At 49.8% G+C, this 12,631-nt stretch carries 10 protein-coding genes and 1 riboswitch; of the genes, 7 read left to right on the plus strand and 3 right to left on the minus strand.

Annotated elements, in window-relative coordinates; all coding sequences use genetic code 11:
• The first annotated feature begins 7 nt into the window (after window positions 1–7).
• Complete coding sequence (locus ACTRXF_RS07940) at window positions 8–1,141, plus strand: glycerate kinase family protein (protein WP_474261446.1); 1,134 nt, start codon at window positions 8–10, stop codon at window positions 1,139–1,141.
• A gap of 45 nt (window positions 1,142–1,186) precedes the next feature.
• Here ACTRXF_RS07940 and cls read toward each other — a convergent pair whose 3' ends face one another.
• Window positions 1,187–2,644, minus strand: a complete 1,458-nt coding sequence (cls, locus tag ACTRXF_RS07945) for a cardiolipin synthase (protein ID WP_474261445.1) — start codon at window positions 2,642–2,644, stop codon at window positions 1,187–1,189.
• 244 nt (window positions 2,645–2,888) lie between these two features.
• Here cls and coaW point away from each other — a divergent pair, with 244 nt between their 5' ends.
• The 6 genes from coaW (at window position 2,889) to thiE (ending at window position 10,251) form a co-directional block, all read left to right on the plus strand.
• Complete coding sequence (gene coaW / locus ACTRXF_RS07950) at window positions 2,889–3,749, plus strand: type II pantothenate kinase (RefSeq protein ID WP_474261444.1); 861 nt, start codon at window positions 2,889–2,891, stop codon at window positions 3,747–3,749.
• 5 nt (window positions 3,750–3,754) lie between these two features.
• Window positions 3,755–4,213, plus strand: a complete 459-nt coding sequence (locus ACTRXF_RS07955; protein WP_474261443.1) for a MarR family winged helix-turn-helix transcriptional regulator — start codon at window positions 3,755–3,757, stop codon at window positions 4,211–4,213.
• 131 nt (window positions 4,214–4,344) lie between these two features.
• Window positions 4,345–7,704 (plus strand): efflux RND transporter permease subunit, encoded by a 3,360-nt coding sequence (locus tag ACTRXF_RS07960; protein ID WP_474261442.1) that lies wholly within the window; start codon window positions 4,345–4,347, stop codon window positions 7,702–7,704.
• A gap of 41 nt (window positions 7,705–7,745) precedes the next feature.
• Window positions 7,746–7,845: riboswitch (TPP riboswitch) on the plus strand.
• Between the two features lie 100 nt (window positions 7,846–7,945).
• On the plus strand, window positions 7,946–8,758 hold the full coding sequence (thiD, locus tag ACTRXF_RS07965; RefSeq protein WP_474261441.1) for a bifunctional hydroxymethylpyrimidine kinase/phosphomethylpyrimidine kinase: 813 nt from the start codon (window positions 7,946–7,948) through the stop codon (window positions 8,756–8,758).
• A gap of 17 nt (window positions 8,759–8,775) precedes the next feature.
• Window positions 8,776–9,579 carry a hydroxyethylthiazole kinase gene (thiM, locus tag ACTRXF_RS07970; RefSeq protein WP_474278597.1) on the plus strand — a complete coding sequence of 268 codons (804 nt, stop codon included), beginning with the start codon at window positions 8,776–8,778 and terminating at the stop codon, window positions 9,577–9,579.
• 12 nt (window positions 9,580–9,591) lie between these two features.
• Window positions 9,592–10,251, plus strand: a complete 660-nt coding sequence (gene thiE, locus ACTRXF_RS07975; protein ID WP_474261439.1) for a thiamine phosphate synthase — start codon at window positions 9,592–9,594, stop codon at window positions 10,249–10,251.
• 43 nt (window positions 10,252–10,294) lie between these two features.
• Here thiE and ACTRXF_RS07980 read toward each other — a convergent pair whose 3' ends face one another.
• Together ACTRXF_RS07980 and ACTRXF_RS07985 are read right to left on the minus strand one after the other, a co-directional pair.
• Window positions 10,295–11,722: a four-carbon acid sugar kinase family protein gene (locus tag ACTRXF_RS07980; RefSeq protein ID WP_474261438.1), complete on the minus strand. Its 1,428-nt coding sequence runs from the start codon at window positions 11,720–11,722 to the stop codon at window positions 10,295–10,297.
• Window positions 11,719–12,612, minus strand: a complete 894-nt coding sequence (locus tag ACTRXF_RS07985) for an NAD(P)-binding domain-containing protein (RefSeq protein WP_474278599.1) — start codon at window positions 12,610–12,612, stop codon at window positions 11,719–11,721. Before ACTRXF_RS07985 ends, ACTRXF_RS07980 begins: the two co-directional genes overlap by 4 nt.
• Between the last annotated feature and the right edge of the window lie 19 nt (window positions 12,613–12,631).

A 12,631-nucleotide genomic window follows, 5' to 3' on the forward strand; every position in this document is an offset into this window, starting at 1 on the left:
GAAACAATTGAAAGTAGTGATCGCACCGGATTCATTCAAGGAAAGCATGACAGCTATGGAGGCCGCCCAGGCAATCGAAAGGGGATTCCGCCAGGGTATTGGAAACTCGGAGGGTCTTGTTACAGAGCTGATACCGATGGCCGATGGGGGTGAAGGAACCACGCAGTCGCTACGCGACGGCCTTGGCGGAGAGCTTCATACAGTGGACGTACTCGGGCCGGACGGAAGTACCGTGAAGGCTGAATTTGTTTACATTGAGCAATCCCGCACAGCTGTTATTGAAATGGCCGAAGCTTCAGGAATTGGCCTCGTGGCTAAAGAGAGCAGGGACCCGCTGACGGCTACCTCCTACGGTACAGGACAGATGATTTTGAAAGCGCTCAACCATGGAGCGGAGCGGATTATTTTAGGGCTTGGCGGCAGTGCCACAAATGACGGCGGGGCCGGGATGGCTGCTGCGCTGGGCGTTCGTTTTCTGGACCGGAATGGAAATGATCTTGAGTCCGGCGGAAGGGCACTTAAGCATCTGGACCGCATTGATACGGCTGGGCTCGACAAAAGAGTTCATGAAGTAACCGTGCGTGCTGCCTGCGATGTCACGAATCCACTGACGGGGCCGGAGGGAGCAAGTGCTGTCTATGGCCCGCAGAAGGGGGCAGGGACTGAAGCTGTTCAGGAGCTGGACGAAGCGCTGCGTGTGCTTGGAGAAGTAATTGAACGGGATCTGGATAAACCAGTGCTTCAGGAAAAGGGAGCTGGGGCAGCGGGAGGCCTGGGGGCCGGTGCGATAGCTTTTTTAAATGCTGCGCTTGAGCCGGGCATAGACATTGTGCTTGAAGAGAGCCGCTTCGCTGAACGAAGTGCCGGGGCGTCGCTTGTTATTACCGGCGAAGGAAAAATCGATGCTCAGACCGTATTTGGCAAAACGCCGGTTGGAGTAGCGAAAGCATCCCCTCAAGGAAGTACGGTCGTTGCGGTTGCCGGCCAGCTCGGCGATGGTTATGAAAAGGTGTATGAAGCGGGCATTGATGCTGCTTTCAGTATGGTGCCGGGCATCGTTTCCCTGGAGCAGGCAATGCAGGAAAGCACCCGTTACATCGAAAACTGGGCCCGGAGTCTCGCTGGTTTGTGGAAAACATAAAAAATCCGCTGCTTCTTAACGAGAAGCAGCGGATTTTTGCATCGTTTATAAAATCGGGGATAGAAGGTGGGATACTGCTTCCTTGATACGGATCCAGAGCGAGCGCTGCCGGTACGCCTCAAGGGTGAGCTCGGAGGAGTGCGTATTCATATCGTACAAGAAGGTATCGGTCAACTGTTTCGTCGTTTCCGCATGGTAGATAAAAGCGTTCACTTCGAAGTTCAGCCGGAAGCTGCGCACGTCGATATTGGCTGTGCCCACCGAACTGATTTCATCATCCACCATAATCGTTTTGGCATGAATAAAGCCGTTGTTGTAAATATAAACACGGGCGCCGGCACGAAGAACAATGCCCACGTGAGAATACGTGGCCCAGTAAACAAACGGATGATCGGGCATGCTCGGGATCATGATGCGGACGTCGACCCCCGATAAAGAAGCGATCCGGATGGCATCCATCAGACTCTCGTCCGGAATAAAATAGGGAGTCTGGATATACACTGAATGCTTGGCGGAGTTGATCATTTTTATATATCCATTTTTAATTTGCTCCCATTCGGAGTCCGGGCCGCTTGAGACAATCTGCATGCTGCATTCCCCGGGCTCGGCAAGAGTGGGAAAATAACGTTCTTCGTAATGGATGGGATTTCTGGAATTAGCCTGGTTCCAGTCGAGAATGAACCGTGTCTGCGCTGTTTTGACAGACTGCCCTTCCAGACGCAGGTGGGTGTCCCGCCAGTAACCGAACTTTTTGCTGAGACCAAGGTATTCATCGCCAATATTAAATCCGCCAACATAGGAGGTTTTTCCGTCTATCACAACAATTTTCCGGTGGTTGCGGTAATTGAGGCGTAAATTAATAATCGGCAAACGCTTCGGGAAGAAGACCGCTGCTTCTCCGCCGGCTGCCTCAAGGCCCTGGAGTGCTTTTTTACGCATCTTTCTTGAGCCCATGTCATCGTAGAGCAGCCGGACGACCACTCCCTCTTCTGCTTTTTTCCTTAGTGCTTCGATAACCCGTCGTCCGAGGTTGTCGCTTCGAAGAATGTAGTACTGCAGGTGAATATGATCCTGAGCCTTCTCGATATCCTTAATCAGATTATCGAACTTTTCGTGGCCGTCCGTATACACCCGGACATCGTTTTCCTTCGTAAGCACCGACCCGTCGTTTGCAAGCTGCATATAGATTAGGTCCCGGTGCTTGGAGGAAACGGAATCTGAAAACTGAAAAGTGCCATTACGCAGTGTATGCATCTGCTCCTGAATCAGCTCTTCAATTCCGATTTTTTCGATATCCGCCCAGTCAAACAGCCGTTTTCTAGTCAGGTTCTGCCCGAAAATTAAATAAAGCACGAATCCCAGAAAAGGGATAAAAAACAGCACCATAATCCAGGCCCAGATGGCGGTGGCGTTTCTTTTTTCAATAAAGATAATGACAAAGGCGAAAAATAAATTAAAAATCGATAATATTGCTAAGAAAATGGATAATATCTCGAAGCCCATCTGCTTTCCCCATTCTTCCTCTATGTTGAAACGGAGGACCTTGTTAAATTTATAGATACCTGCGTATTAGGCAGTAGTATTATTTTAACAAAATTTAAGCCGTTGCGAAGCAGGAAACCTATAATTTTGAGAAAAACAGGAAGAAGCGGCGTGCTGCATCGTTTTCAATTATTCAGGAAGTAGGATAAAATACGAAGAGACGACAGAAGATATAACTATTTGAACGCGGGACAGGGGGAAAAGAATGAAAAATGAAGTAGTCGGTATTGATGCAGGCGGTACGCTGATTAAAATTGCTTACCGTGTGAACGATGAATGGGAGCTGAAAAAAATACCCCTCACCGACATGGAGCAGGTGCAGACATGGATTGAAGAGCGGGTCGATAATCCAGTTATTCATATTACGGGAGGGAAGGCGGAAACGCTGAGGAAGTCCCTGCCCTGGGCTGCAGAGCCTATCAGTGAGTTTGAAGCCACATGTAGGGGCGTTTCGTATTTGCGGAAACGTTTTAATGAAGACGATACCTACGGGGACACGTATATTATTACAAACGTCGGGACCGGGACCTCAATACACTTCGCTGGCCCGGAAGAATACGAACGCGTTGGCGGCAGCGGGATGGGAGGGGGAACGCTTATCGGTCTTTCCTATCTTCTCACCGGCATTGAAGCGTATGAAGAAATACTGCGTCTTGGAAAAGAAGGGGACGGACGGTCGCTGAACGTCAAGGTAAAGGATATTTATACTGATGAAGAGCCGCCGATTTCCGGGGATCTTACGGCCAGCAACTTCGGAAATATTATGAATATGAAAAACAATGAGTATGAAAATAAAGACTACATTGCTGCTGTTGTACGGATGATCGGTGAAACGATTACGACGATGAGCGTTCAGATGGCCGACCGGCTGAACACCGATTCCATAGTATATATTGGTTCAACCTTTGATAAGCACGACAATTTAAAAGAAATTATTGGCGGCTACACGAAGCTCCGGGGAAAAGAACCATGCTTTCTTCCTTACGGAGAGTTCAGTGGAGCTGTAGGGGCTTATATGCACGAACAGCCGCAGATTGCTGCAAAGAAAGCTGAAGGAAAAGGATGAATAAGATGAGCGAAATGGAACCATACACACACAGAGAGCTGTTTGAACAGGCGGTAAATACACTTGAAAATATTAGTACACTGCTGCAGCCGGAGGTTCCGATGCTTGGGGAGCTGCAATTGACGACCCGCCAGGAAGCGCTGTTCTTTATGAACCTGCGGCACGAGGGTCTGACGCTCACAGAGATGGCTCACCGGCTGCGCATTTCAAAAAGTGCGGTAAGCCAGGCGATGAAGCGTCTCGAAGAAGAAGATCTTCTTTACCGCGCTGCCAATAAAGAAAACAAAAGAGAAACCCAGCTCGTGTACGGGGTGAAAGGCCGGAAGCTGAAAGAAGAATTGACAATTTTTCAACAAAATATTGTGGATCAGTATATTGCCAAAATACCGCTTGAAGAATTAAAGCAGGCAACCCAGGTTATACACCGGCTTGAGGAAGAAATTAATAACGCGTATAAAAAATAAAAGAAGCAGGCCGCCCATGCATCTTCATTGACGGAAGCTATCCAGTCGTTTAAGGTTGTTTGTGTAGTTAAGTTACTTAACAGTTTAGACGATGAACTATCGAAATATACATACCAATGGAGGAACGATGCATGAAAATTACCCGCACATCTATTCGGCGGCCGAAACTGACCATTGTCGGCATGATTTTATTTATCATGATGGGTTTCGTATCGCTGACGAATCTGCCTTTGCAGCTGTTTCCAGAGATTGAACCACCGGTCGCAGCTGTAGCGACAAACTATGAGGGCGCCGGCCCGGAAGAAATTGAAAGCAGCGTTACAGAACCGATGGAAGAGCAGCTCTCCACTATCGAAGGACTGGACCGCATGACCTCCCAGTCAGAGGAAGGCACAAGCCTTGTACTGCTTGAACTATCATGGAGCACTTCAGTGGAGGATGTGCAGCAGGAAATCAACAATGCCATGAACAATGCCAACCTGCCGGATGATGCGGGAGATCCTTCGTTTATCGAGTTTGATCCGGATGCGCAGGGTATGATTCAAATGGCTGCTTATTCCGAAGGAAACGGCCTGGCTGAAACCCAGAGCCAGGTGGATGACATCATAACCGAGCTTGAACGCACTGAAGGGGTTGCAAGTGTTGATACAAGCGGTGGACTGGACGAAGTATTCGAAATTTCGCTGGACCAGGAATCTCTTGAAGACAACAATGTGACCCAGTCTGACGTCACTAATGCCGTTCAGGCAAACAATATTACGCAGCCGGGGGGAACGATTACCTCCGGAGAACAAACGTTGACGACCCGTACGGTTAATGAACTGGGCGGAGTCGAGGATTTGGAAGAAGTGGCGGTCGGCCAGGATGAATCCGGGGATACGGTTACTGTCAGTGATGTAGGAGAAGTGGAGCGTACCACTGAGGAACAGACAGCCTACACAGAAGTGAACCAGGAGCCCGGTATTCAAATGACCGTGCTGAAGGAGTCAGATGCCAATACGGCCCAGGTCTCCACGGACTTTAACGATACGCTGGACGATCTGCTTGAGGAAGATCAGTACAATGATCTCGACACGACGATTATTTACGATGAAGGGGATTACGTTCAGCAGTCTATTAACAGCGTAGCGCTTGCATTAATTGCCGGCGGTGTGTTCGCCATGGTTGTTCTTTTCTTCTTCTTAAGAAACTTAACGACACCGCTCATTATTGGTATTGCGATACCATTTTCGGTAATTGTGACATTTGCATTTCTTTACTTTACCGATGTGAGTTTAAACTTAATGACGATGGGCGGTCTGGCTCTTGGGATCGGGATGCTTGTCGATAATGCGATTGTTGTTATTGAAAATATATACAGGCACCTGTCGATGAAAAAACTCCCTAAACGGGCGGCTCTAGACGGTACAAAGGAAGTGGCCGGAGCGATTACAGCTTCAACCTTGACGACAGTAGCTGTCTTTCTGCCAATCGTCTTTATTTCCGGTATTGTCGGCGAGATCTTCCAGGCCTTTGCTTTATCAGTAGCCTTCAGTCTGCTTGCTTCTCTGCTTGTAGCTGTCACGGTGGTGCCGATGATTGCAAGCCGTGTGCTGAAGCCGCTGCCGGAAGACAGGGAAGTAAAGCGTGAAAAATCCAGGCCGATGAGATTTCTGGACCGTTCGATCCGCTGGGTCCTCGGTCACCGCGCTGTCGCTCTGCTGTTAACACTGCTCCTGCTGCTTGGCGGAGCCGGCGGCATTGCCCAGACCGGGGTGAACTTTATCCCGACGACAGATCAGGGCTTTTTCACGATCAATGTTGAAAAAGAAAATGGTACAAATCTGGAAACGACCGGAGAAACGGTCGACGAAATTGAAAGCGTGCTTGAAAACCAGGATGAGATTGCAAGCTATATGGCGGTAGTCGGCTCGGGCGGCAGTGGAGTTGCAGCCGGAGGCGGCGGGAGCTCGGGGTCCAATGAAGCTTCTATTACAGTTACAATGGAGGATCTCGAAGACCGGGACATATCGACCGAGGAAATGATTGAAGAAATTGAGTCCGATGTGGAAAACACGGACGAGCAGGCAGATATTTCGTTATCGTCTTCTGCAGCCATCGGCGGCGGAGAAGCAAATTCCGTAGAATTTACGCTCTCAAACGAAAATGAAGAGCGACTCGCTGAAGATGCAGACGCAGTACAGTCGGAGCTTGAAAGTGAAAACACGATTCGGAATGTAGAAACGTCAGATGAAGAGACTGCTCCGGAAATTCAGGTGCAGATTAACGAAGACGATGCGCAGGATAACGGCCTGACGCCGGCTGAAATCGCGCAGACGGTAAACAGTACTACAAGCGGGGAAGTGGCGTCGACAATCCAGACGGATAATGAAGGCCCGCTGAATGTGAACGTGCAGTATGCAGAGGATTCCCTTGAAAACCAGGAGGACCTTGAAAGTCTGCAGCTCGCTACTCCGGAAGGAGAATACGTCAGCTTAAGCGACGTGGCTGATATTGAAGAAGGAGAGGGGCCGGCGGTTATTAACCGGCTTGACCAGGAGCGGAGTACTGAGTTTACAGTCACATACGGCTCCGGAACGAGTCTGAACGAAACCTCTACGTTAATTGAGGATACGATTGACGATGTAGATACCGGAGCGGCGACTACATTGAACTTCTCCGGCGAACAGGAGCTTCTCGATGACAGCATTCAGAGTCTGGTGTTTGCCTTCCTGCTGGCGGTAGTGTTCATTTATCTCGTAATGGCTGGACAGTTTGAATCATTCAAATATCCGTTTGTGGTAATGTTCAGCGTACCGCTGGTCGTGATCGGTGTTATGCTTGCCCTGTTTGCGACCCAGACACCACTAAGTATCACAGTGTTTATCGGCTTGATTGTACTTGCGGGTATTGTTGTTAACAACGCGATTGTGCTTGTTGATTATACGAATCAGCTGGTGGAACGGGGGCTGCCGGTAAGAGAAGCCGTTATTGAATCTGTGAAAAAGCGGGCACGCCCTATCCTGATGACAGCTTCTACGACTATCCTTGGGGTGCTGCCGCTTGCCCTCGGATTCGGGGAAGGAGCAGAAATTCAGCAGCCGATGGGTATCGCAGTCATCGGCGGTCTCATCAGCAGTACGTTCCTGACGCTGTTTATTATTCCAACGCTCTATACCTTGTTTACCAAAGAAACAAGAAGCATGAATAAAAAATTCGCCATGCCGGACGGGGGCTACATGTACGGCTGGGAAGTAGAAGAACGGCGAAAGGAACGGGAAAAGAGAGAACAGGAAGAACGGAATAATAATGAAGACCAGCAGAATAATGAAGCTGCAGAACAGAGCAAGGAACCTGAGAATGTAGAAGATAAAAAACGCGAAGACCTGTCGCGGGATGAGATTCTGTACCTTCTCGAACGTATCGTCGGCAACTCACAAAATGAGGAACGGGACCGTTCCTCGAAGGATTCGGACAAAAATAAAAAATCCGGCGATGATGAAAAAAATTGACATTAGGACTGTGCGTCACGTACGATTAAGAAAAATAGTAAGGAATCCGCTAGGGGCGCCTGCGCTGAGACAAGAACCATTCTTGGTCCCTTCGAACCTGATCTGGGTAGTACCAGCGTAGGGAAGTGGAGCTTCGTTTTATACAAATACGTACGTATACGCCAAAGCTCACTCTCTACTTTCAGGGAGTGAGCTTTTTTTGAACCTAAAGCAGGATTCCTTCTAAAGGAGGATACAACGAATGCCACAAGTACCTAAAGTATTAACCATCGCCGGAACAGATCCTACCGGCGGGGCTGGGATCCAGGCTGACCTGAAAGCATTTCAGGAATGTGAAGCCTACGGGATGTCTGCTATTACGAGCGTGCTCGCACAAAATACAACCGGGGTCCAAAAGGTGGAGCATATGAGCACCAGTCTGCTTCAGGCCCAGCTGGATTCTGTCTTTGATGATATTATGCCGGATGCGGTAAAAACCGGAATGATCGCAACGCCGGATATGATCCGCACGACGGTGAACATGCTGAAAAAATACGACCTGCCGGTGGTTATTGACCCGGTGATGGTTGCCACAAGCGGCGATTCTCTGTCTGAGAAGGAGACGCTTGAAGTTATGAAAAATGAATTTCTTCCTCTGGCCGCAGTCGTCACGCCGAATATGGCTGAGGCAGCAAGCCTGACGGACTTTCAGGTCCAGAACCTCGAAGAGATGGAAGCAGCTGCTAAAAAAATTGTTGATGAATTAGGGGCCCGGGCAGCGCTTGTTAAGGGCGGCCATATGAAAGAAGACGCAGTCGATATTTTGTACGTCGATGGAGAAATTCATTATTTCCGTTCGCCGCGGACGGATACAAAGCACACGCACGGGACAGGCTGTACACTATCAGCCGCGATTGCCGCAAAGCTTGCACGGGGCAAGTCCATCTATCTGGCAGTGCAGGAAAGCAAAGAATATATTACCAATGCGATTGCACACCCCCTTGAGATCGGTAAAGGCAATGGGCCTGTCAACCACTGGGGAGTGCGCGTTCCACTCGATCAACTATTAAAATAAAGAAATGAGGGATCGGCATGAAAGCAAAGGAAGTTATAGGTCTGCTGGAGGAAGTACGAAAAACCCGGCCGCTGATTCATAATATTACGAACACAGTAGTAACCAATTTTACTGCAAATGGACTGCTGTCGATGGGCGCATCCCCGGTTATGGCAAACGCGCCGGAGGAAGTAGCCGAAATGGCAAAAGCAGCGAACGCACTTGTACTCAATATTGGTACGCTGAACCGCGAACAGGTGAAGGCGATGCGGATCGCCGGCAAAGCAGCCAATGAAAAAGGCATCCCCGTTGTACTGGATCCCGTAGGGGCAGGCGCGACGGCTTATCGGACCGAAACGGCGATTGCTCTTCTCGAAGAGCTGGACGTGGCGCTGATCCGGGCAAATGCAGGAGAAATGGCCGCGCTGCTCGGCGAAAGCGGGAATGTACAGGGCGTAGACGCTTCGGGAGAAGCAGATAACCCGGAGCTTGCCAAAGAAGCTGCAAGAAAGTTTGAAGCAATTGCCGCGGTGACCGGAGTGGAAGACGCGGTCGCTCATCAGGGCGAAGTATTTATCGTGCAGAATGGCCATACGCTGCTGACCAAAGTAACCGGCACCGGCTGTCTTCTCAGTTCGATCGCAGCATCCTTTTTAACCGTTCAGCATTCGGCTGGAGCAGTAGCAGCCGCACTTGCTTATTACGGGGCAGCAGCAGAAATCGCAGGCAGTCTAACGACGAGGGAGGGCCCGGGCTCCTTTCAAATTGAATTATTAAACGCCCTCCACGCAACACAGGAAATGGATCTGCGCCACTATATCCGCGTCAAACAGGAATCATAGGGAGCTGAAACCATGGATAAAGAGATTTTGAAGCTGTATTTTATTATGGGAAGCAACAATACAGGTGAACGAAACCCGGAAGACGTACTGCAGGAAGCTCTTCAGGGCGGTGTTACGTGCTTCCAGTTCCGCGAAAAAGGCCAGGGGGCACTGCCTGAAGAGGAAAAATGGAAGCTCGGCTGGAAGATGAAGGCCCAGTGTGCTGCCTTTAATGTTCCGTTTATTGTTAATGACGATGTGGATATGGCAATCCGGCTCGAAGCAGACGGGATTCATATCGGACAGGAGGATGACCCGGCTTCTAAAGTTAAAGAACGCTGCCCTTCCCGCATGGTGATCGGGGTATCCGTGCGCACTATTGAAGAAGCACACCGGGCGGCTGCAGACGGGGCGGATTACCTGGGCGTAGGACCGATGTTTGCGACTGATACTAAAGAAGATGCCAAAGCTCCAGTCGGACTGGAGGGCATCCGCCGGCTCCGGGCGGAAGGCATTGCTCTTCCGATTGTAGGTATCGGCGGCATTGACGCCACCAACGCTGCTGATATTGTGGAGGCCGGAGCTGACGGAGTGTCATTGATCTCTGCGATCAGTCTGGCAGACGAGCCGGAAGATGCTGCAAGAGAACTTCGCAGCCGTTTGAATGGGCCGGCAGAAAAACAGGAAAAATAGAAGAACCGGCGGGTCAGTACAAACTTCCCGCCGGTTCTTTATGTTATATATGCTTCTGTAAGGTTTGTACGACGTGCTGTAATGTTTCTTTTTCTCCTACATTTCCCGGGAAAATTACATAGGGAATACCAGGAAAGCGGCTTTTCTCATCTGTCTGCCAGACGGGTACACCGGGAGCAATCTGCCCGAGCACTTCTGCTTTTTTTACGAGCAGCCCCTTCGTGCCAACATCGCTTGATGTAATACCGCCTTTCGCAACGACAAATGCCGGCTGTGAAGCAGCATTTTTCACAAAGTTTGTTACTGCATCGGAAATTTTTACGGATAGCGCCAGTTCTTCTTCTTTTCGGTTCGCTCCTAAGTCAATGCGCTCCCGGGAAGTGTAGACGCATACCGTATTCCCGCCTTCGATAGAGTCATCGACGATCTGCTGAACGCGGCGGGTTTCCTTACGGAAGGCATTCTCATCCATTACTGCAGGACAATAAAATTCCACGAATTGGATATCGGTCAGCTGTTTTAGAGCTTCGAGCTGCTCCGTCGATTTTTGCACATGAGAGCCGATAATAATCAGACCGCCATTGTCACTTTGGTGCTCGAAGAGGCTCTCCGCGTCTAAATACGGTTTGCGGATAATACCGCCAATTTCTTTAGTAAACGTCGCCGCCGTCCGGAAGAGAAAGTTTTTCCGATTCTGCACGGCGCGGAACAGGGCTGTGCAGAATACTTTTACATCTGTTTCGCTGACAGCGTTAACGATGATCTTTTGAAAGGAAGCGGCCTGTTCAAGTTTAGCCTCGATCGCTTCGAGGTCGAGAGCCCGGAGCTCGTCAAGAGAGATGGAAATAACATTTTCCTTTTTAAATTCCCCGTTTGTTTTTTCTTCAACGTATTCACCCAGGTGGCTCGAAGCAAATCCAAACATCCGGTCGCGGGCAAATTCTGTTTCCGCTACGGGTACAAAGGTTTCCCCCTGCTGAATATAGTGGACGTCGAAAGCGGTCCGCCGGTTGCCCTGTTCAAAAAAGGGAATAAGAATTTCTCCGTCCACTGCTTTGCCTGTCCGGGCCTCGAGCGTATCTTTTAAAACCTCTGTTTCCAGCGGATAGTGACCTCGCAGGGTGGAGTCTCCCCGGCTGATCAGCAGAAATGGCTGATTTTTTTCTTCAGATACGCGGGCTATTCGCTCTGCGATGTCAGTATGGACTTTCGTTGTTTCGGCTTCAGAGAAGGAACGCGAATTTGTGAGGATGAAGATGAGCTGCCGCTCGTCTTCAAAGGCCTCCCGAATAGTCGACTCCTCCCAGTCTGTATACACCGGCACGCCGTGGACAGTCTGAACACCGGTAGGATCGTCGTCGAGGGAGATGATTTTGTGAGGTATATTTTCGGCTGCTTCCGTAAAAAAAGCATCTACTTTCTTCTCATCGTAATCTGGAAGGGAGTTAATGTAACTATTTATCTGTGTCATCCGTGTTTTCCTCCTTTTGGCACTGAATAGTTCGCAAGCATTTCGTAGTGCTGAAGCACGCCGCTGTGATCGTCGGATTGTTTGCCGTGCGCAATCATCGATTCATACATTTCAGCCACATCCGATGCAAGCGGCAGGGGGACCCCGAGGGATTTGCCGGTTTGAAGCACGTTAGAGAGATCCTTTAAATTAATGTCAATGCGTCCGCCTGCAGTAAAGTCCCGTTCGAGAATTTTTGGGATTTTTGCATCGAGTACACTGCTGCCGGCCAGGCCGTTGCGGATGGCTTCATATACTTTATCAATGTCCGCTCCTGCTTTGGAAGCGAGAAGAACGGCTTCCGACATGGCTGCCATCGTGACATTTACTAATATTTGATTGGCAAGCTTCGTAGTGGATCCGGCTCCCACTTCACCAACATGTGTGACGTCTGTGCCAACAGCCCGCAGCACTGGATAAGCAGCAGCAAAAGCGTAATCGCTGCCGCCAGCCATGATGGAAAGCGTACCATCTATCGCTTTCGGTTCACCGCCGCTTACCGGGGCATCCAAAAAGGCTGCTTCTTTTTCCTGAAGCCTCTCTGCCCAGCGCTTGGAGTCCACGGGGGAGACAGAACTCATATCAATAACGATGGCTCCTTTTTTCACGACTGGCAGAATGTCATTAATTATTACTTCATCGAGTATAGCGGTGGTGGGGAGCATTGTGATAATAATGTCGCTGTTTTCGGCTGCTTCCCCTGCTGAATCAGCAGCTTTCCCGCCTGCTTCCGTTACCCGCTCTCTGGCTGCAGGGTGGATATCAAATCCCTTCAGTGCAAAACCGGCCTTCAGAAGATTTTCGGCCATCGGCCCTCCCATAATGCCTAAACCAATTTGTCCGATATTCATATCGTTTCACTCCTTCATT

The organism is Marinococcus sp. LNHM3E3-2.2, from assembly GCF_056034385.1.